We start from the raw sequence: 21995 nt of genomic DNA, 5'->3' as shown, positions 1-21995 counted from the left end.
TTATCTTGTTTGTCCTGTTTGTCCTGTTTGTCCTGTTTGTCCTGTTTGTCCTGTTTGTCCTGTTTGTCCTGTTTGTCTTGTTTGTCCTGTTTGTCCTGTTTGTCTTGTTTGTCCTGTTTGTCCTGTTTGTCCTGTTTGTCGTGCTTGTCCTGCTTATTTTCTATTTCCTGCTGTTCTAGTTCAAATTTGTCAGATTCTAATTCAGAGCGCTCGTCTTTTGTATAGCTTGTTATTCTATAAATCTTTATTTTGCTTTGTTTTCTATGTTTTGGCATAGGAATCCCCTTTCGAATTGTGTTATTTTATTTTATTCTATGTAATTTAGTAGAGTTTGCTTGGACAATAGATAGAAGAGTGTGTTCAAGAGAGGTTTATTTTTTTACTGGATTTTCAAGCTGAAAAATTTTTTTAGTGTTTTTTTATTTTAAATACAACTAGACAACTAAACACTAATCTATTTTCATACAGTTATGTGTTAAAAGTGTGTTGTTTTATAACACACTGTGTGTTTTTTGGGGGGACACACTAATTGAAAGCGTTAACACACAAAGAAAATGCTCGAAAAAGCGCTGATTTTAGTGGTTTTAAAAAGTTGGCACGATAATTGCATTAATAAATAGCGTAAAGAAAAATAAATAACATAAACTTTTTATACTACACAAGGGGGATTTTCAAATGAATATTTTATTATGTTGCTCAGCAGGGATGTCTACAAGTTTACTAGTTACAAAAATGGAAGCGGCTGCAAAAGCTCGCGGTTTAGAAGGAAAGATTTGGGCTGTATCTGGGGATGCAGTAAAAAACAATATCGATCAAGCAGATGTACTATTATTAGGACCACAAGTTCGTTACATGCTCTCTTCAATGAAAACGCTTGCTGATGAGAAAAACGTTGGAATTGATGTTATTAATCCAATGCACTACGGCATGATGAATGGAGAAGCAGTTTTAGATCACGCACTAACACTTAAAAAATAATTAGGGGGGAAGCGAAATGCAAAAATTTATTGCATTTATGGAGAAATATTTAGTTCCAGTCGCAGGAAGAATCGGATCGCAGCGTCATTTAGTTGCAATCCGTGATGGTTTTATCGCAGTTATGCCTCTTATTTTAGTTGGATCGTTTGCAGTACTTATAAATAATCTACCAGTTGATGCATTCCAAAAACTTATGAAGGGTGCATTTGGGGATGTTTGGAAAGATATCGGCGGTGGTATGTGGACAGGGTCCTTTGCAATATTAGCTCTCATAGCCGCAGTTGGGATAAGTTATAATTTAGCGAAATCTTACGGTGTAGATGCGTTGTCAGCAGCAATTATTACATTCGGTGCATTAATTATTATATCTCCGACAACGCCAAAAGAAGGCGGTATTGATTTAGCTTGGACAGGATCACAAGGTTTATTCGTTTCTATCATTGTAGCTCTTCTTGTAACCGAGGTATTCAGATTCTTTGTTCAAAGGGATATTACAATTAAGATGCCAGATGGTGTTCCACCAGCAGTAATGAAATCATTCGCAGCATTAGTTCCAGCATTCGTTATTTTAATCGCAACAGCAAGTATTCAATTAGCTGTGAAATTAGCGGGAACAAGTATTCATAAAATCGTATTTGAAACAATTCAATTACCATTACAAGGTTTAGCAGGTACGTTACCAAGTGCAATTATTATCGCATTACTTATTCACGTATTATGGTTCTTCGGATTACATGGTCCTAATATTATCGGTGGTATTATCGACCCAATCTATTTACCAGCACTAGAAAAGAACATTAAATTATTTAACGATGGTATGTCTGCATATGATGTACCGCACATTTTCACAAAGCCATTCTTTGATGTATACGTATACATCGGTGGATCAGGTGCAACATTAGCATTCTTAGTAGCGGTAATGCTTGTTGCAAAAAGTGCGCAACTTCGTGGTGTAGGCCGTGTATCTATCGGTCCTGGTTTCTTCAATATTAACGAACCAGTTATTTTCGGTACACCAATTGTATTAAACCCAGCGTTAATCATTCCATTCGTACTTACACCAGTTGTATTAGTAATTACTTCTTATACAGCAATTTCTTTAGGATGGGTACCAAAAACAGTTGCTTTAGTTCCATGGACAATGCCACCAATCTTTAGTGGTTATCTTGTAGCGGGCGGAAGTATTGCTGGTGCTGTACTACAGCTTGTAAACTTTGCAATCGCGGTAGTTATTTACTATCCATTCGTATTAATGTGTGACCGTACGTATGTACAAGCTGCGAAAGCTGAAACAAAAGGAAACGACAATTCAGTATCACTTTAAAAAGTGTTGTTCTGACGAGTTTGTATAGCTCGTCAGAACAATTACCTTTATATCATGTTCAAAAAGATGAAAAACATCTATAAGAACACCAAACTATCATTCATAAAATAATAATTTAATAGACATGTTCAAACTGAAGGGGTATTTAAATCGGTTGAACCATAATAGAGAGGGCGGTAATTATGATGACTACAGCAGAACAAATTCCATTCCAATTGATTTTAAATAGTGGTAATGCACGAAGCTTTGCAATGGAGGCACTTCAATTTGCCAAACAGGGGAAAATGGCAGAAGCAGATGAAGCGATGGTAAAGGCGAAAGAAGCGATTAATGAAGCGCATCATTTCCAAACAGAGCTCATACAATCAGAAGCAAGAGGAGAAAAAACAGAGATTAGTGTTCTTTTAATCCATGCACAAGATCATTTAATGAATTCTATTACAGTAAAAGAATTAGCAGCAGAGTTTATCGATCTTTATAAAAAGCTTGAAGCGAAAGGGGAATAAAGCATGACTGGAATTAAAATTGCTACAATCGGCGGTGGATCTAGTTATACACCAGAGTTAATTGAAGGATTTATTAAACGTTATGATGAGCTTCCTGTTCGTGAAATTTGGTTAGTAGATATTGAGGCAGGAAAAGAAAAGTTAGAAATCGTTGGTAACTTAGCAAAACGTATGGTGAAAAAATCAGGTTTACCAATCGAAGTGCATTTAACACTTGATCGCCGCGAGGCATTAAAAGGTGCTGACTTCGTAACAACACAGCTTCGCGTCGGTTTATTAGAAGCACGTGCAAAAGATGAAGCAATTCCGTTAAAATATGATGTAATCGGTCAGGAAACGAATGGTCCTGGTGGTTTATTTAAAGCGCTGAGAACGATTCCTGTTATTTTAGATATTTGTAAAGATATGGAGGAACTTTGTCCAAATGCATGGCTAATTAACTTTGCTAACCCAGCAGGTATGGTAACAGAAGCTGTCCTTCGCTATACAAATATTCAAAGAGTAGTTGGTCTATGTAACGTTCCAATCGGAATTCGCATGGGTCTTGCGAGATTACTTGAAGTAGATGCAAGTCGTGTACATGTTGATTTCGCAGGTTTAAACCATATGGTATACGGATTAGACGTATATTTAGATGGCGTAAGTGTAATGGATCGAGTGTTAGAGCTTGTAACAGATCCAGAAAAGCAAATTACGATGGAAAATATCGCTGCTCTTAATTGGGAGCCAGACTTTATTCGCGGTCTTCGCGCAATTCCATGTCCATATCATCGTTATTACTACAAAACACGTGAAATGTTAGAAGAAGAGAAAGAAGCTTCAATTGAAAAAGGTACACGTGCAGAAGTAGTAAAACAATTAGAAAATGATTTATTCGAGTTATATAAAGACCCGAATTTAGATATTAAGCCACCACAATTAGAAAAACGTGGCGGAGCTTATTACAGTGATGCAGCATGTAGCTTAATTACATCTATTTACAATAATAAAGGCGATATCCAGCCTGTTAATACAAGAAACAACGGAACAATTGCAAGTTTACCACATGATTCTGCTGTTGAAGTGAACTGTATTATTACGAAAGAAGGTCCAAAACCAATTGCGGTCGGAGATCTTCCAGTACCAGTTCGCGGTTTAGTACAGCAAATTAAATCATTTGAGCGCACAACAATTGAAGCTGCTGTTACAGGGGATTATCATAAGGCGCTGCTTGCTATGACAATTAATCCACTTGTACCATCAGATAAAGTTGCAAAACAAATTTTAGATGAAATGTTGGAAGCACATAAAGAATATCTTCCACAGTTCTTTAAAAAGGTAGAGAAGTAAAAAGCGGCGCTATTTAGCCCGCTTTTTTTATTCTATTAGGAGGTATTATGATGATTAAGTTGATTGTAAATGCAGATGATTTCGGTCTTACAGAAGGTACAAATTATGGTATTATTGATGGACATATAAATGGACTTGTAAATTCAACGACAATGATGATGAATATGCCAGGAACAGAACATGCCGTACGCTTAGCGAAAGATTATAAAACGTTAGGAGTAGGTGTGCATCTCGTATTAACGGCAGGAGAACCACTTTTAAAGGATGTACCATCCCTTGTAGGGAAAGATGGGGCGTTCCATAAACAACGTGTTGTAAGGGAAGGGAATATAAATCCTGAAGAAGTTGAGAGAGAATGGACTGCTCAAATTGAGAAATTTTTATCTTACGGATTAACACCAACTCATTTAGATAGTCATCATCATGTGCATGGATTAAAGGTTTTACACGATGTTCTTGAGATGTTAGCAAGTAAATATAACGTTCCGATTCGTCGTTGTGAGGAAGATAGAGCAGTGCGCCCATTTTCTGATGTGTTTTATAGCGATTTTTACGCGGATGGTGTGACGGAAGATTACTTTTCCAAGTTAAAAGGAAGAGTGAAGGATGAACAAACGATAGAAATTATGGTACATCCAGCGTATATTGATCCAGAGCTTGTGAAACGTTCTTCTTACGTAATGGATCGTGTGAAAGAATTGCGTATTTTAACGGAGAGTGAGTTACCTGAAGGAATAGAGCTTGTGAAGTTTTAATAGGAAAACGACGGCTAAGTGGCCGTCGTTTTTTATATTTATAAAATAGATATAACATATCCACCAAAAGCCCCGAGTATAACGATAATCCAAGGCGGTGTTTTCCAAAAAGTTAGTAAGCCAAAAAGAAGAGATGCAAAGACAAAATCTGAAGCATTCATAATTGTACTCGTCCAAATTGGATCGTAAAAAGCGGCAATTAAAATACCGACAACTGCGGCGTTAACACCGAGTAATGCGCCTTGTATAGCGGGTACCTTTCTTACACTGTCCCAAAATGGTAAAACACCAATAACGAGCAAAAAGGCAGGAAGGAAGATAGCGATTGTTGCGATTACTGCTCCAGTGGTTCCGTTTAGCACTGCCCCTATATAAGAAGCAAATGTAAAGAGAGGCCCTGGCACCGCTTGTGTTAATCCGTATCCAGCTAAAAATTGTTCTTTTGTCATCAGCCCGTTCTGTACAAACTCACTTTCAAGAAGAGGGAGTACGACGTGCCCTCCGCCAAATACGAGAGAACCAGAACGGTAAAAGCTATCAAATAATGCGATATGAGGAGAGAGCGGTCGCAGTATTGGTAGCAATAGTAATAGTCCGAAAAATAAAATGAGACAAGAACTAGCCATCGTTTTTGAAATAGAAATTTGTATTTTATAGACTTGGGCGTTTTGAGGAGTTTTATATAAAAGCCAGCCGATCAGCCCTGAAAGTAAAATGAGAATGATTTGTGTCCAGCTACTTGGCCATAACAAGGCAATCGCGGCAGTTACAATGGCGATTGTTGCACGGTTTCGGTCCGGAGTTAGCTTTTGAGCCATTCCCCATATTGCATGAGCGACAATTGCGACTGCTACAAGTTTGAGTCCATGAATCCATCCTGTACTTCCAATTTCGAATTGATTAAGGAATGAAGCAAAAAAGACTAAAACGAGAACAGAGGGGAGGGTGAAACCAATCCAAGAGATAATTGCTCCTAATAGCCCGCCCATTAATAATCCAACGCCCATACCGACTTGACTACTAGCGGGACCAGGAAGGAATTGACACAGTGCTACTAAGTCTCCGTAACTTTTTTCATCCATCCATTTTCTTTTTTGCACGTATTCATGATGAAAATAACCAAGATGAGCGACAGGACCGCCGAATGAAGTAAGTCCTAATTTAAATGAGACGAGAAAAATCTCTACTAATAATCGAAAAGAGTAGTTGTTATTTTTCAAAGTAACCTCCTAGAAAGTTTTTTCTATGTGCATTATACAAGAGGTGGTAAAGCAAAAGAAATGATTCTTATGTAAAGATTTTGTGAATCTTTTCTTCGTAATTAAAAGTTGAAAAAGTCATAAATGATTATGTGTAAACCATAAAGTAGTAAAAGAAGTGCTGGGAAATTGATATAAGGAGAATGCCCTATGACAACACACTTTTTTGCTAGGTTAACAGGGAAGAGGGAATTGCCTCCTGTAAATACAGAAGCTTTTGGGGTAGCAGAGTTTATTTTTAGTGATGATTTAACGAAGTTGCATTACAGGGTAATATTAAAAAATATAGAAAAGGTCACATCGTGTCAAATTCATTTAGGGAAGTCCAGTCAAATTGGTCCCGTTGTTTTCTATTTATACGGTCCGCTAGAGCAAGGGATTAGTTTGAATGAGGGAAGCATTACTGGTGCCGTAAATGTGGAGGAATTCGAAGGGCCTTTACAAGGAAAATCCCTTGTTCATTTTCTCCAAGAAATTATTCAAGCTAATGTATATGTAAATGTTCATACGAAATCACATAAAAAAGGAGAAATAAGAGGGCGGATTAGAAAGGTAAAGAAGTAAATGAAAAGGCTGCTCCAAAAAATTGGAACAGCCTTTTCGAATTAGATAGGATGATGTGTATTGACGATACATTCATATATTTTGAAAATCGTCGATATAAATTTATCCTGCATTAACTGCCCGTAAAAGCATTTACTTTATTCGAAGGAGTGTCGCTAAAGGTTACTTGTTTAACTTTTAACAGGCTGATTTTTAATAAAGAAGTCCATGATATAAAATACTTCATCATCTGGTATTTGTATTTCAAATGTATTTTCAATTGGTTGTAATGCTTTTTTCACTTTCATATACATCCAGTACTCATCTTGTCTTCTTTTTTCTTTATCAGGATGAGGAAGAAGTTTTTCTCCTTTTTGAAGACGATCAACCATACAGCTCATATGCAAAATAACACCCATTAAGCTATCAGGAGTTAGCTGCAAGGAAATTAATTCTTGAATTGTATTTAGTGCGTAACGAATTGTTTTAATTAGTAATGCCCCGTCGTTACGCTGCATTTGTTGTTCAAGAATATCGGCCATTTTCGCATATGTCTCTTCATACGTAATTAATTCTTGAATTGGCTGAATCGCTGTGTAGTTCACAATATCTTGGAAATGATATGTTAAACATGGAACTTGCACATCGAAATTTGTGACGATACAAATGATATTACGCTCTTTTTTTATGTTCTCAATCATTTTCGTTAAATCTTTTTCATGGACGATACTAATTGGAATAATTTCAATTAAGTCTTTATCAAATCGTAAATAGTTCTCTAACATTTTTTGAATAGCTAAGGCACTTCCTTCACCAGTTAAACAAGCTGTTAAAATAACAGACTTCATTGGTGATAGTGGCTTTTTCTTTTCTTCTTGTACGTTTAAATAGAACGGCGTTAAGTTCTTTACTGTTTCATATAGTGCATCTAATGAATAGCCGAGCTGAGCTTTTCGAGCTGCTTCTAGTGCGTGTGGAGTACTTGTCATGGAAAGGACACGTACAGGAATTTTGAATTCAGTTTCTAATATATCACCGATATAAGCAAGAGACCCCATATCAACAAGTAAGAGAAGCCCGTTTACATTCTGAAGTGTTTTCATATACACTTTAACCCGCTCTAAAAAATCTTTCGGTGATTCATGTAGTGGCATATCAATACCGGTCACTTCATCAATACCGAGGAGTTCATTTGCAACGTTTGCCATTTCTGTTGCGATGCCATTACCGTGCGCTAATATTAATACTTTTACTTCTGTTTGGGAAGCAGGAATTGGATCAACAACGAAGAACATTGTTAAGAAGCCAGCTTCATCCATGGGCATGGTTATTTGTAATTCTTCTTCCAGTAGTTGAATGCATTGCATAGCTACGGAAAAAGCTTCTTTATATTTCGTACGAATTTGATTCAATTGTGGGTGATGAATTTGCTTCCCGCTTTGTAAACGTTGTAGAGTTGTCTGTACATGTAAACTTAATGCGAGAAAGACTTTTTCATCAAACGTCTTAGATAAATGTTTTTCAGCGAGCTCCGCAATTTTTTCACATACGGAAACGATGTTACGATCAACAATTTTAAAAACATTTTCATGACTTGTCTTTTTGGACATTTGGTTAAAATATTGTACGAAAAAGCTTTGAATATCATTTTCTATTAGTAATTCTAATTCTTCCTCTTCAATACCGCGTGCTTGAAGTTCTTCATATTTATAATCAATATAGTCGTAAATAGAAGACCGTTTTTCATCTTCTGCTTTATGTTTACTCCAACCTTCATCTCCCGTAAATACAAATGTTTCATTTGGTATTTGGTAAAGGTGACGGCTCTTTCTTTCAATAAATAGCCCTTCTTTCATATACCAAGGTAAATCTGTACTTGAAACATAGACAGAATCACGTTTCTTTGTTACAAAATCAGAATAAGCTTTCGCACAGGCGATTTGTACATCTGTTTTTAATTGACCGATGTTATTGGGACAATTGTAAAAGACGAAAGCACGCATTGCGTTCGGGCTAACATGAATTTCTTTCCTTAGCCGAATTGCTTCATTTGTGAAAAATAGTTGTAGTAAAGCAAAGCGTTCTTTATGTGTACGCTCACGAAGTGGTGGAAGCGTGACAGTCATCGGTATACGTCTTGTAAATGTTTTTAATAAAAATGAATTTGGTTCTTCTGTTGTTGCAGTAATGATTAATACTTGTGCTTTACGCTCGTTTTCTGTTTCTCCTAGGCGGCGATATACTCCGCGGTCAATAAAAGTGAAGAGCATTTCCTGTCCTTCTGGAGGAAGGCGGTGTACTTCATCTAAGAAAAGAATTCCTTCATGTGCTTTTTCAATTAACCCTTTTTGATCATTCGCACCTGTGTAAGCTCCTTTTTTGATCCCAAATAACTGTCCAAGTAGTAGCTGTGGATTGTTTGCATAATCAGCACAGTTAAAGACGATAAATGGTGCCTTTTTTGGAAGCTGTTCAACTTCAATTGCATATTCGTGCATTAAAGAAGCAAACATAGATTTTCCGACTCCTGTTTCTCCTAGTAGTAAAGTATGCATACCGTTTGGAGGATAGAGAATAGAAGCTTTCGCCTTTTCAATTGCGATTTTAAGGCTCGTATTTTCAATTGCAAATGTATCTAGTGAAGTCACGTCTTTTGAATGCGTTTCCAACGAAGTGTTCGTTTCTATATGAAAACGAACAGGGCGCGTATTTGTTTTTAATAAACGTTTATCTTTTACAAGTTTGTTTAAGTCGCTACTTACATTGGCACGATCTAGTTGCAACAGGGTAGCGAGTTCTAATGCGGTTATACCTTCTGTGTAATTTCCTTCTTGTATTGCGTTAAAAATGAGATCTATTCGTTTCATTTCTATTCACCTCGAAACTTCATCACTATTTAAAATTTTACACAAAAATGAGAAGGGTGGGAAGAGAAAAATAAAACAGCTTTAGCATATAGGCACTAAAGCTGTTACAATCTTGTGTCTTTCCAAAAATTAACTTCGAGATGGGAAGAGGGATTATAAGGAAGAAGTTTGTATCCTTGTGACTGTAAATAATCGATTACTTTTGGCAGTATTTGTACAGTGACACTTGAATCGTGCATTAAAATAACTTCGACTTGTTCATCACTTTGATTACGTACTCTTTCTAGTATGGCAGAAGGATTGTCATAGCTTTTCCAATCATATGTATCAATTGTCCAATCCCACATTTTATATCGAGCTGATACAAGAGCATCACGATAATTCTTTTTTAAGTAAGGCATGCTACCGTATGGAACGCGGACGAGGTGTGTATTTAATTTTGTAACTTGCTGGACAATGTTTTGAGTTTGTTCCATTTCTGTAATTAAAGTGGAAGGATCGCCAGTATAAAGGCGTTTTACATCGTGTGACATACTATGAAGTCCAATATAATGTCCGTCTTTAATTAATCGCTGCATCGTCTTTTGGTAATGCGGTACTTTTCCACCAATAACAAAGAAGGTTGCTTTTCCATTCTTTTCTTTTAAAATGTTTAAAATTTGCATCGTATATTTGTTTGGTCCATCATCAAATGTTAAGTACGCAATCTTTTGTGTAGGAGAGGTCGTTTCAGCATTTGGATGATGTTCAGCAGGAATAATTGTAGTTGCTTCAGAATTAGATGACGTGTATATAGTAATTGTGAAAAATAAAATGATACATTGAAATACTCGCTTGATCATAACATTCACCCTCAGTTTGACAATCAAGATGTAAAAAATAAAATTTAATACTTTTTTTATTATGTATATCTTTCTCCAATAAAGGGACTCTCAAACAATCTATATTTTGGAAATGTCAAATAAGGAGTAAAAAATAAAAAATAGCATCCTCTTCAAAGAAAGAGGATGCTATTTGAATATTTCATAATTGTAAAGGCTATACTACAATTAGTCTTCGCGTTTTTTCATTTTTTTATAGAAGGAAATAATTGGTTTGTAACGTTCGTGTACAAGGCCGATTATTTCAGCAATGATTTCTGTGAAGAAGATTAAAATGAAAAGAAGAATAATGGATAACCATAATGTCGCACTAGTGAAAATAATGGCATTTACACTAAAGAAGATACCGAATGCGTATATAATTAGTACCGTTTTACGATGAGAGAATCCCATTGCAAGCAAACGGTGATGTAAATGCGATTTATCTGGCGCTGAAATAGGTTTTTTATTTACGATACGGCGGATAATTGCGAATGCCGTATCAAATACAGGTACACCTAAAATGATAACTGGAACGATGAAGCTGAATAACGTTACACTTTTGTATAATCCAAGTAACGATATGACAGAAATACAGTATCCTAAAAATAGTGCTCCTGTATCTCCCATGAAAATTTTTGCTGGATGGAAGTTATAGAATAAAAATCCAAGTGTACTTGCAAGTGCAATTAGTGCTAGAGGTAAAATGATAGCTGTTCCAGTACCCCATGGGCTAGTGAAGGCCATATATGCCAGTGTTGCAAGTACGATAGATGAAATTCCAGCGGACAATCCATCTAATCCGTCAATTAAGTTGATTGCATTTGTAATACCTACAATCCAAAACACTGTAATTGGATAAGCAAGCCATCCGAGTTCAGTATCCCCGAGGATTGGAATATATAATACTTGCACTAATAATCCACTTTTTACAATCATAGCTGCAACTAATAGTTGTCCACCGAATTTTACCTTCGCAGATAGTTCGTACATATCATCTAAAATCCCGATGATTACAATGATAATCGCACCTAATGTTATCGATAACATTCTTTGTTCATATAACCCGCCAACAACAAATCCTACAGCTACACCGATAAATATTGCTAATCCGCCAAGACGAGGCATAATCTTTTGGTGTACTTTACGCGCATTTGGCTTATCTGTTGCTCCTATTTTAAAAGCTAATTTAATAACTAAAGGAGTAACGACGAGTACAGTGATGAAAGATGCCAAAATGGCATAAATCACTTGTGAGTCCATTAATACCCCACCTTTTTATAGTCTAACATAATTTTTTAGTTTATTTATCTGAAAATTATGATGTTTATTTGCAGGCTCATAACATATGGTATCACAAAAAGATTAGAATTCAATCTTTTTTTCTTTTTGTAGTAAGTGGAAGTGAATAGAAGATATGACAATTGTATATAGAATGTTAGCTCATTTAAGAAGGTTGCGTTTGTTGGTATTTATAATAGACCATTTTCGCGCCTCTCCTATAGTGAGTATTTTTATTTCAGTATTATAAGTGTTACACGTAGAAATGAGTAAGTCTCGTGTTAAAATATGGTAATTTATATTATCTTATGTAATTTTACAAAAACTTAAAAAAGTATGGAAAAGGTAATTCATATAATAGAGAAGTAAAATGTTTTCTCATTTTTAATATGAGAGGAGGAAGCACAGGAGAATTCTATGTATTCGTATATTTTCTATTGTATATTCCTGTGCGAAGGGGAAATGAAAATTACGATAATTGGTACTGGATATGTTGGATTAATTACAGGAGTAGGTTTGGCAAAACTGGGACATTCGGTCACATGTTTTGATATAGATTATGAAAAAATTGAACGGATAAAACAAGGGGATTTACCTATTTATGAATGTGGCTTACATGAATTAATACATGATGCGTATAAGTGTGCAAAGTTAACTTTTACAACAAGTATATTAAAAGCTTTTAAAAATGCTGAATTTATATTTATTGCGGTTGGAACACCATCATTAGCAAATGGGAGAGCTGATTTAACGTATATTAAGCGTGCGTGTGAGGATATTGGGACGTACGTGAATAACGATATTATTGTTGTTACGAAAAGTACAGTTCCTGTAGGTACAAATGAAGCGATGCAGGGATGGATTGAGGCGAAGTTACAAGGGAGGCACAAATTACATGTCGTATCGAATCCAGAGTTTTTACGAGAAGGTTCCGGTATTTATGATTTCTTCCATGGTGATCGTGTTGTAATTGGAGCGGATGATGAGAAAGTTGCACGGAAAGTAGAGGATTTGTACAGTGCATTATGCTTGCAAACGTATATTACAGATATTAAGAGTGCAGAGATGATTAAATACGCGTCTAATGCATTTTTGGCTACAAAAATTAGCTTTATTAATGAAATTTCAAATATATGTGAGAAGGTAGGAGCAAATGTATTAGATGTAGCAAAAGGAATGGGGATGGATAAGAGAATTGGTACCCATTTTTTACAGGCGGGCATTGGATATGGGGGATCGTGTTTTCCGAAAGATACGAAAGCACTTGTACAAATGGCAGGAAATGTTTCTCATGATTTTCGTTTGTTAAAAGCGGTCATTGAAGTGAATAATAAGCAGCAGTTGTTATTAGTTGAAAAAGCGAAAAAAGTAATAAATATGAATAAGAAACGGGTTGCAGTTCTTGGAGCAGCATTTAAACCGAATACAGACGATATTAGAGAAGCACCATCTCTTATTATCATACAAGAATTGATTAATATAGGTGCGGATGTAGTTGTATACGATCCGAAAGCAATTCAGCATGTACAACAAACATTTGGAAAGACGATACAATATGCTGAATGTATAGATGAATCGATTAGAGGCGCGAGTGCAGTTTTTATCGTAACGGAATGGGAATCTATTCGAACATATCCATTAGAAAAGTATGTACAACTTATGGGGGAGGCTATTCTATTTGATGGGAGAAATTGTTATACTAATGAGGATGCTAGAAAGCAAGGGATAGATTACTACTCAGTGGGACGAAAGAATGTTTGTAATAATCATGTTGCTACTATTCGATAAAAAGAGCAAGTTCCTTGTTTATTCTTATACGTCATAATAGAAACTGTAACTAGTGAGAGAAAAGAGGCAATAAAATGACTGAACGTTTAAAAGTAATGACAATTTTCGGGACACGTCCAGAAGCAATTAAAATGGCACCTCTTGTATTAGAGTTGCAAAAGCATCCAGAAAAAATCGAATCAATTGTGACTGTAACAGCACAACATCGTCAAATGTTAGATCAAGTATTAAGCATCTTTGGAATTACGCCAGATTTCGATTTGAATATTATGAAAGATCGTCAAACTTTAATTGATATTACAACGCGCGGTTTAGAAGGTTTAGACAAAGTAATGAAAGAAGCAAAGCCTGATATCGTCCTTGTACATGGTGATACAACAACAACATTTATTGCTAGCTTAGCTGCTTTTTATAATCAAATTCCAGTAGGTCATGTTGAAGCTGGACTTCGTACATGGGATAAGTATTCTCCATATCCAGAAGAGATGAATCGTCAATTAACAGGTGTAATGGCAGACCTTCATTTCTCACCGACAGCGAAATCAGCAACGAACTTACAGAGAGAAAATAAAGATGAGTCACGCATTTTCATAACAGGAAATACAGCGATTGACGCACTGAAAACGACTGTAAAAGAAACATACAGTCATCCGGTACTAGAGAAACTTGGAAATGATCGCCTTGTACTGATGACAGCGCATCGCCGTGAAAACTTAGGTGAACCAATGCGTAATATGTTCCGTGCAATTAAGCGCCTTGTTGATAAACATGAAGATGTGCAAGTCGTGTACCCTGTTCACATGAACCCTGTTGTTCGTGAAACAGCAAATGATATTTTAGGAGAACATACCCGTATTCATTTAATCGAGCCGCTAGATGTAATTGATTTCCATAATGTTGCAGCTCGTTCATACTTAATGTTAACTGATTCTGGCGGTGTTCAAGAAGAAGCACCATCACTTGGCGTGCCAGTTCTTGTTCTACGTGATACAACAGAGCGCCCAGAAGGTATTGAAGCAGGTACGTTAAAATTAGCAGGAACAGATGAAGAGACAATCTTTAATCTTGCTGATGAGTTACTATCTGATAAAGAAGCTCATGATAAGATGGCGCAAGCATCTAACCCTTACGGTGATGGTCGTGCATCAGAGCGTATTGTTGAATCAATTTTACAACACTTTAATAAGTAAATAAAAAAGAGCCAAATCTTATAAGATTTGGCTCTTTTTGTTATTCCTGATTTCTCATAATCCACTCTGCATGAGCATTTGTGGAAGGGGGCGGCTCAGTTGGTGTTTTGTTCGGGTTTGTTTCTTTCTTTGCTTTTTCGTTAGAGTTAGAATTTGAGTCAGGATTTGATGAATCGGTTTTTGTATTTGGATTTGTTGGAGTTTTTGCTTTTTCCCCTAGTTCTTTTTCTATTTCATTACGTACCGTCTCTACACCGATTGGATCCGGAAGGAAGTAATAAATACCGCCTATTTTTTTGTCTTCTCCTTCAAGTTTTAACGTTTGTATTGTAGAAGGATCAAAACCAGAAAGTTTATTGTAAAGAGCAAGTCCGTCTGAAATAGGAATGTCGGTTTTTATATATTTTCCAACGACAGTCGTTAAATCTTTAATTTTAAATACAGTAGAGGCAGAATTCAGTTTTTGAGCAACAGCGGCTAGCAATTGTCTTTGTCTAGCGGCTCGGCCATAATCGCCGTTTGGATCCTGCTTTCGCATACGGACGTAAGCGAGTGCCTCTTCACCATTTAAGTTTTGTTGCCCTTGCTTAAATTGGATTTTTTTGTAGTAATCCACGTCAGAGCGCTCCCAAAAATCGAAAGGGACATCAACGGTAACACCGCCAACAGCATTAACGATACCTTTAAAGCCTTGGAAATCAATTTTAATATAATGGTCTACAGGAACTTTTAGAAAACCTTCGACAGTTTTGATTGCCATTTGTTCTCCACCATAAGCATGCGCAGCGTTAATCTTATCTTCTTTGTCCTTTCCAACAATTGGAACGCGGCTATCCCGAGGAATACTCATAAGTGAAATCCTTTGAGTTTTCGGATTGACTGTCGCAAACATTAATGAGTCTGTACGCCCATTTTGACCATCTGTTGCATAATCTTCTATACCCATAATGAGTATTGTAAAAGGTTGCTTTGTAATTTCTACATCTTTAGTTCTTAAATCCGATTTTTCACGACTAAATCCACTATACATCCCCATAAGAGAAGTGTAGGAATTTAATATATAGACTCCTACACTGCCAAATAAAAATGCGAAAATAAAGAAGTAGAAAAGTTTTCTTCTTCGCTTCTTTTTTATTCTGCGATTTTGGAGATGATGATAACGTTCTTCCATATATAATCTCCTTAGTTCATTGTAGAGAAGTTCTTCACTACATTAATCTTTAAAGGTGATAATTTCATTATTCTTAGATAAGATCTTGCTCTAAGTACAACATATCTCCTTCTGTAATTGTACATTTCCCATTTGTTAATTCAATCATCCAATCTGTGAATGCTTGTTTTCCATCTTCTTCTACAAACGTATCGAATGTGACATTTTCTAAATAATGTATATCTTTAATGACATATTTTGAATTGCGTAATTCATTTTCTAGCTTGCCAAGTAAAGTGTAATCAATCTCGGTTTGTATAACCCGCACTAGTTTTCGTTCGACAATGCCGACGTGATTAATGCCTTCGCTTGTACATTTTCCGTATGCGCGAATTAATCCACCTGCACCGAGTTTAATGCCACCAAAATAGCGTGTAACGACAACAACAGTATCTTTTAAACCGCGTTTTTTTAATACCTCTAACATAGGTACACCAGCTGTGCCGCTCGGTTCACCGTCATCGTTCGCTTTTTGAATTTGATCTTGTTCGCCAATTAAATACGCTGAACAGTTATGTGTTGCATTCCAATGCTGTTTTTTTATTTTTTGTATAAACGCCTGCGCTTCTTCTTCAGTTGTAGCTCTATTTACATAACAAATAAATCTTGATTTTTGAATGACAATTTCGTGTTCGCCATAGTCTTTTATTGTTAAATATTGTAATAACAATGATATACGCCCCTATCTGTCAAAATGACTAGTACTTTACATTTTAAAAGCGGGCGTTTTTATATTCAAACATTTTTTATAAATAAGCTGAAATTTTTGATGAGTATTTTATCTTTTTGTTGTAATTTGTCGAGATGCTGAGTATAATTCTCAACCGGTATTTTTATGTATGGATGCACCTTTTTTAGTTTTCGTGTAAAATTAGGGGATAAAAATTTTTTATAAGGCAGGTACGAGAATGAAAACAGCTATTGTTACTGATAGTACAGCATATATACCGAAGCATATTCGTGACGAACTAAATATATATATGATTCCATTAAACGTTGTGTTTGGAACAGAATCTTATCAAGAAGAAGCTGAAATTTCAGTAGATGATTTTTATGTAAAAGTACGTGAGCAGGAAGAACTTCCGAAAACTTCGCAGCCAGCGATTGGAAAGTTTTTAGAGTTATACGAAGAATTATCTAAAGAATATGATGCAGTTATTAGTATTCATCTTTCAAGTGGCATTAGTGGTACATACCAAACAGCAACGACAGCTGGACAGATGGTAGAGGGTATTGAAGTATATACGTATGACTCTGAAATTAGTTGTGAAGTACAAGGATTTTATGTACGTGAAGGCGCGAAATTAGCAAGTGAAGGAAAAACACCAGAAGAAATTATCGCTCGTTTTGATGAAATGAAGCAAACGATGGACGCATATTTTGTAGTGGATGATTTACATCATTTACAACGTGGTGGAAGATTAAATAGTGCGCAAGCTTTCATCGGTAGCTTGCTACAAGTGAAGCCAGTTTTATATTTTAGAGAGAAAGTCATTATTCCATTTGAAAAGATTCGTACACGTAAAAAAGCGCTAAAACGTATCGTTGAAATTTTTGATGAACAAGCAAGTAAAGGTGTACCTATGGAAGCAGTTATCATTCATGCGCAACGTGAAGAGGAAGCGAATGAATGGAAGCAAGAATTAGAAGCAAAATATCCTCATGTCGCAATTCGCACGGGTTATTTTGGTGCTGTAATTGGTACGCATTTAGGTGAAGGTGCACTTGGTCTTGGATGGTATACGAAGTAATAAGATAGAAAAGGCTCTCTTTTTGAAGAGGGTTTTTTTACGGAAATGTTACGTATAGTTGACAAGTTAATATTTGGAAATGATAAAATGTACGTAAAATAAAATATGAGGAAAGTTTTATAACTTACTTTTTACAAGAAACTATATTATAATAGAAGAGAGGTGAAACATATGGAGCATAATTCTTGTTTATGTCCAAAGTTTGAGTCAGCTTTTACTTTGCTTAGTAAAAAATGGACTGGCTTAATCATTAAATCTTTGCTAGAAGAGTCGAAACGTTTTAGAGAAATCGCAGATATTATACCGAATATGAGCGATCGTATGTTGTCAGAGCGTTTAAAGGAATTGGAAAGCGAAGGCATTGTAGTTCGTAATGTTTATCCAGAAGTACCAGTTCGAATCGAGTATGGCTTAACTGATAAAGGAAAAGCGTTAGAAAGTGTTATGGATGAAGTCCAAAATTGGGCTGAGAAATGGATGAAATAGCGTTTCAATTTCATTTATATTTGTATTCGTATATTTAATAAAACGTAAGGGGCACCTTGCGTTTTTTCTTTGTTTATAACAATGAGGAAAAATTAAAAAATTCTACACATACATACAAAAATATACGTATTTTGCGCTAGATGCACATATAATATTACATTTGTTTTACAAAAGCGTAACATTGGTAAAAAAAAACCCGAATTATGGTATAAATTTTATAGGTTATATACGGAAAAAAAGAAAAAGAAAGCGGTGTAAAAGATAAAATGAAAAAGCTAAAAATGGCGTCTTGCGCATTAGTTGCAGGGTTAATGTTTTCAGGATTAACACCAAATGCATTTGCAGAAGATAATATTTCTGACGTGAAATCACAAATTAATACACAAAATGACACTTTACATAAACAACAACAAGAACGTGATGAATTACAAAAACAAATGAACGAATTAAATAAAACAATTCAAGGTTTAGATAAGTCTGTTCAAGAAAATGCTTCAAAGCTTGATGAAACAACGAAAAAAGTTGCTGATACTGAGCAATTAATCGAAAAGAAAAACAAAGACATTGCGGAACTACAAACGAAAATCGCAAAACGTGAAGATTTATTAAGAAAACGTTTAGTTGCGCTTCAAGAACAGCCGAATACGAACGTTGTAACAGAAGTTCTTGTAAACTCTAAAAACGTTGCAGATTTAGTTGATCGTTTAACTTCTGTTTCTAAAATTCTTGAGTCTGACGAAGATATCATGAAAACACAACAAGAAGATCAAGCGAACGTGAAAAAGGATGTTGCAACAGTAAAAGAAAAACAAAAAGAATTAAAAGAAGCGCAAGCTCAAATTGAAACTGCTAAGAAAGAACTTGACGCTGAAAAAGCGAAAAAAGAAACAGCAGTAAACGATTTAAGTGGTAAAATGGATACAGTTGTAACGACGATGACAAGTACGGAAGATCAATTGAAAGAGCTTGAAAAACAAGCATTACAATTACAACGTATGGCTGAACAGGAAGCACAAGCAAAAGCTGCACAAGAAGCCGCTGCTCAAAAACAAGCAGAACAAGTTGCTAAAGAAGTGCAAGCGCCTGCTCAACAAGTTGCACCAGCGAACAACGGTGGACAAGCTCAAAAAGAAGAGCCTAAACAAGAAGCACCTAAACAAGAAGCACCTAAACAAGAAACACCTAAACAAGAGAAGAAACAACCAGAGCCAGCTCCAGCTTCAAATGCGGGTGGCGTAATTGGTAAAGCACAACAATACTTAGGTATGCCATATGTTTGGGGAAGTGCATCTCCATCAAAAGGTGGTTTTGATTGTAGTGGATTCATTTCTTACATCTTTGGTGTAGGTCGTCAAGACGTTAACGGTTACTGGAATTCAGTTTCTAAAGTAAGTAGCCCACAACCTGGAGATTTAGTATTCTTCCAAGGTACTTATAAAGCAGGTCCATCTCACATCGGTATTTACGTTGGTAATGGCCAAATGATTCATGCTAGTGATAAAGGAATTGCGTACGGTGATATTAACAGTTCATACAACAAAAAACATTTCTTAGGATACGGTCGATTCTAGGATTTATAAACGAATAAAACACGTGTATAAAGTCGATAGCTTACTATTTTATAAGTAGGTTATCGGCTTTTTTGAGTTTTTACGAAATTACGGGAAAGGTTTATAGTGTGCTAGAGGTGATGGTCCATGTTATCTGGGAAACAGTTATTATTAGAAGAACTCTCTACAGACGTACGGGATAATTTAGATGATTTGAAGAAGAAGGGAGAGGTCGTATGTGTAAAAGGTGTAAAAAATAAGGCTTCTACATATATGTGTCAGCGTTGCGGAAATATAGCACAAAGACTCTTTTCGTCATTTTTGTGTAAAAGGTGTAGTAAAGTCTGCACATATTGCCGGAAGTGCATAACGATGGGGAGAGTTAGTGAATGTGCTGTACTTGTTCGCGGAATTGCCGAAAAAGAAGGAGAAATGGATGTAAATCCGTTACAGTGGAAAGGAAATTTATCTACTGGCCAGGAGTTGGCTGCGCAAGGTGTTATGGGGGCTGTTAAACAGAAAGAATCGTTTTTTATTTGGGCTGTGTGCGGCGCTGGAAAAACAGAAATGTTGTTTTATGGTATTGCAGAGGCACTTCAAAAAGGAGAAAGAGTTTGTATCGCAACGCCGAGAACGGATGTTGTACTTGAATTAGCACCGAGATTGAAAGAAGTATTTCCGAATATAAATGTAGCTGCTTTATACGGTGGGAGTTTAGATCGGGAAAAAGATGCAGCGTTAGTCGTTGCGACCACCCATCAGCTATTGCGTTATTATAGAGCGTTTCATGTCATGATTGTAGATGAAATAGATGCCTTTCCATACCATGCAGATCAAATGTTGCAGTATGCGGTAAAACAAGCGATGAAAGAGAAGGCGGCATGTATTTATTTAACTGCAACTCCAGATGAAGAGTGGAAGCATAACCTTAGAAAGGGGAAACAAAAAGGTATCGTTGTTTCTGGACGGTATCACCGTCATCCGTTGCCAGTCCCCAAATTTTGTTGGTGCGGAAACTGGAAGAAAAGCCTCATCAATAAAAGAATTCCTCAAGTTTTACTACAATGGTTAAAAGTATACTTAAATAAAAAGCACCCCATTTTTTTATTTGTTCCCCATGTGCGATATATAGAAGAAATGAGTCTGTTATTGAAGTTGTTAGACGATAGAGTTGCCGGTGTGCATGCAGAAGATCCAATGAGAAAAGAGAAAGTTGCAGCTTTCAGAAAGGGAGAAATTCCTTTATTAGTTACAACGACGATTTTGGAGAGAGGAGTAACGGTGAAAAATTTGCAAGTTGCGGTTTTAGGGACGGAAGAAGAAATATTTTCAGAAAGTGCACTCGTACAAATTGCAGGCCGGGTAGGTCGTAGTTTTGAAGAGCCGTATGGAGAGGTCATTTATTTTCATTATGGTAAGACAGAGGCGATGGTGCGCGCGAAAAAACACATTCGAAGTATGAACAAAAATGCGAAAGAACAAGGGTTAATCGATTAATGCATTGCTTACTTTGTGATGAGGATATTTCATACGCGATTAGTTGGTACAATTTTTTTGTTAAGGCTCACAAAAAGTATATATGTGATAGATGTGAGCAAAAAATTTCTTATATTATAGGAGAGATTTGTAGAGAGTGCGGACGGTCTTTAGATTCATTGCCAGCTGAATATAAAGAAGGTGACATTTGCAAGGATTGTGTACGATGGATGAATGTGGAGAGTTATCGACCTTTAAAAAATCGTTCATTATACATGTACGATAATGAGATGAAAAGAATACTAGCGCAGTTTAAGTTTCGTGGTGATGCTGAGTTAGTTCGTATTTTTCATCGCCCTTTTCGAAGTTTATTTCAACAGTATTTTGCTAACGTTTCAACCGTTATCGCTGTTCCGCTTAGTAAGGAAAGGGAATATGAACGTGGTTTTAATCAAGCTGAGCTATTAGCAGCTTGTTTGCCTGTTGGTCTTTCTTATCCGTCATTAAGAAGAAGGGAAACAGAAAAACAAAGTAAGAAGACGCGCAAAGAAAGGATGTTGGGAAGCAATCCTTTTTATTTTCAGGGGGAAGAGATGTTTCATGGGCAACATATTTTACTCGTTGATGATGTGTATACGACAGGTATTACAGTTAGACAAATTGGCAGTCTTTTATACGATAGAGGGGCAAATGAAGTTTCTAGTTTGACGCTCTGTAGAAGTTAATCTGTAACTGTCGAAAGAGATAATAAAAAGACGATAAGTCTTCTTTGACTTCGTAAGTTGTCATTCGTTATAGTCAGAATATGGGGCGAATGCCCTGATTTTTAGAGTGAAGGGAAT

General features: G+C 36.1%; 18 protein-coding genes and 2 pseudogenes. 13 read left to right on the top strand and 7 right to left on the bottom strand.

The genetic code is table 11. The features are described 5' to 3' along the window. Positions 1-275, bottom strand: a pseudogene (locus tag DPQ31_RS25680) (polyamine aminopropyltransferase); the annotation flags it as partial. A gap of 400 nt (positions 276-675) precedes the next feature. Here DPQ31_RS25680 and DPQ31_RS25675 point away from each other — a divergent pair. The 5 genes from DPQ31_RS25675 to chbG all read left to right on the top strand — a co-directional run bounded on the left by DPQ31_RS25675 (position 676) and on the right by chbG (position 4892). Next, positions 676-978, top strand: a complete 303-nt coding sequence (locus DPQ31_RS25675; protein WP_001023563.1) for a PTS sugar transporter subunit IIB — start codon at positions 676-678, stop codon at positions 976-978. A 16-nt stretch (positions 979-994) separates the two neighbouring features. Then, a complete protein-coding gene (gene celB / locus DPQ31_RS25670; RefSeq protein ID WP_001168852.1) occupies positions 995-2302 on the top strand; it encodes a PTS cellobiose transporter subunit IIC in 1308 nt (435 codons plus the stop codon). A 182-nt stretch (positions 2303-2484) separates the two neighbouring features. After that, positions 2485-2808, top strand: a complete 324-nt coding sequence (locus tag DPQ31_RS25665) for a PTS lactose/cellobiose transporter subunit IIA (RefSeq protein WP_000989054.1) — start codon at positions 2485-2487, stop codon at positions 2806-2808. Positions 2809-2811: 3 nt separating this feature from the next. Next, positions 2812-4137 carry a 6-phospho-beta-glucosidase gene (gene celF, locus DPQ31_RS25660; RefSeq protein ID WP_000145766.1) on the top strand — a complete coding sequence of 442 codons (1326 nt, stop codon included), beginning with the start codon at positions 2812-2814 and terminating at the stop codon, positions 4135-4137. A 50-nt stretch (positions 4138-4187) separates the two neighbouring features. Further along, positions 4188-4892 (top strand): chitin disaccharide deacetylase, encoded by a 705-nt coding sequence (chbG, locus tag DPQ31_RS25655; protein ID WP_000593458.1) that lies wholly within the window; start codon positions 4188-4190, stop codon positions 4890-4892. Between the two features lie 38 nt (positions 4893-4930). On the opposite strand, the gene DPQ31_RS25650 is transcribed toward chbG, so the two are convergent. Further along, complete coding sequence (locus tag DPQ31_RS25650) at positions 4931-6112, bottom strand: chromate transporter (protein WP_208731187.1); 1182 nt, start codon at positions 6110-6112, stop codon at positions 4931-4933. A gap of 189 nt (positions 6113-6301) precedes the next feature. Between DPQ31_RS25650 and exsM the strand changes: the two genes are divergently transcribed. Beyond that, a complete protein-coding gene (gene exsM, locus DPQ31_RS25645; RefSeq protein WP_000207041.1) occupies positions 6302-6715 on the top strand; it encodes an exosporium regulatory protein ExsM in 414 nt (137 codons plus the stop codon). Between the two features lie 170 nt (positions 6716-6885). Here exsM and DPQ31_RS25640 read toward each other — a convergent pair whose 3' ends face one another. From DPQ31_RS25640 to DPQ31_RS25630, 3 genes are all read right to left on the bottom strand, one after another. Continuing rightward, complete coding sequence (locus DPQ31_RS25640; RefSeq protein ID WP_097958754.1) at positions 6886-9561, bottom strand: sigma-54-dependent transcriptional regulator; 2676 nt, start codon at positions 9559-9561, stop codon at positions 6886-6888. 104 nt (positions 9562-9665) lie between these two features. Further along, complete coding sequence (locus DPQ31_RS25635; RefSeq protein WP_087970402.1) at positions 9666-10403, bottom strand: polysaccharide deacetylase family protein; 738 nt, start codon at positions 10401-10403, stop codon at positions 9666-9668. A gap of 207 nt (positions 10404-10610) precedes the next feature. Beyond that, positions 10611-11684, bottom strand: coding sequence for a UDP-N-acetylglucosamine--undecaprenyl-phosphate N-acetylglucosaminephosphotransferase TagO (locus tag DPQ31_RS25630; RefSeq protein ID WP_000378305.1), 1074 nt, complete (start codon positions 11682-11684; stop codon positions 10611-10613). Positions 11685-12119: 435 nt separating this feature from the next. Between DPQ31_RS25630 and DPQ31_RS25625 the strand changes: the two genes are divergently transcribed. After that, positions 12120-13490, top strand: coding sequence for a UDP-glucose dehydrogenase family protein (locus DPQ31_RS25625; protein WP_208731186.1), 1371 nt, complete (start codon positions 12120-12122; stop codon positions 13488-13490). 74 nt (positions 13491-13564) lie between these two features. After that, positions 13565-14680 carry a non-hydrolyzing UDP-N-acetylglucosamine 2-epimerase gene (gene wecB / locus DPQ31_RS25620; protein ID WP_208731185.1) on the top strand — a complete coding sequence of 372 codons (1116 nt, stop codon included), beginning with the start codon at positions 13565-13567 and terminating at the stop codon, positions 14678-14680. Positions 14681-14720: 40 nt separating this feature from the next. On the opposite strand, the gene DPQ31_RS25615 is transcribed toward wecB, so the two are convergent. Continuing rightward, the gene (locus DPQ31_RS25615) at positions 14721-15851 is read right to left on the bottom strand and encodes an LCP family protein (RefSeq protein ID WP_208731184.1); all 1131 of its coding nucleotides are present in this window, start codon (positions 15849-15851) and stop codon (positions 14721-14723) included. A gap of 73 nt (positions 15852-15924) precedes the next feature. Then, positions 15925-16560, bottom strand: a complete 636-nt coding sequence (locus DPQ31_RS25610) for a YigZ family protein (protein ID WP_000926675.1) — start codon at positions 16558-16560, stop codon at positions 15925-15927. A gap of 238 nt (positions 16561-16798) precedes the next feature. On the opposite strand from DPQ31_RS25610, the gene DPQ31_RS25605 reads away from it, so the two are divergent. The 5 genes and pseudogenes from DPQ31_RS25605 to DPQ31_RS25585 all read left to right on the top strand — a co-directional run bounded on the left by DPQ31_RS25605 (position 16799) and on the right by DPQ31_RS25585 (position 21878). Then, positions 16799-17641 carry a DegV family protein gene (locus DPQ31_RS25605; RefSeq protein WP_000844773.1) on the top strand — a complete coding sequence of 281 codons (843 nt, stop codon included), beginning with the start codon at positions 16799-16801 and terminating at the stop codon, positions 17639-17641. A 171-nt stretch (positions 17642-17812) separates the two neighbouring features. Then, a complete protein-coding gene (locus tag DPQ31_RS25600; RefSeq protein ID WP_000400857.1) occupies positions 17813-18127 on the top strand; it encodes a winged helix-turn-helix transcriptional regulator in 315 nt (104 codons plus the stop codon). A gap of 160 nt (positions 18128-18287) precedes the next feature. Further along, a pseudogene (locus DPQ31_RS25595) lies at positions 18288-19698 on the top strand (NlpC/P60 family protein). Between the two features lie 126 nt (positions 19699-19824). Beyond that, entirely contained in the window at positions 19825-21174 is a 1350-nt protein-coding gene (gene comFA / locus DPQ31_RS25590) for an ATP-dependent helicase ComFA (protein ID WP_199632670.1), read from the top strand. Then, the gene (locus DPQ31_RS25585; RefSeq protein ID WP_000543522.1) at positions 21174-21878 is read left to right on the top strand and encodes a ComFC family protein; all 705 of its coding nucleotides are present in this window, start codon (positions 21174-21176) and stop codon (positions 21876-21878) included. The genes comFA and DPQ31_RS25585 overlap by 1 nt, the downstream gene beginning before the upstream one ends. The last annotated feature ends 117 nt before the right edge of the window (positions 21879-21995 follow it).

The sequence above is a fragment of the Bacillus sp. COPE52 genome (assembly GCF_003355115.1).
Classification (GTDB): Bacteria; Bacillota; Bacilli; order Bacillales; family Bacillaceae_G; genus Bacillus_A; species Bacillus_A toyonensis.
The sequence above is the reverse complement of the archived record's forward strand: the minus strand, read 5'-3'. Positions and strand labels throughout refer to the sequence as shown.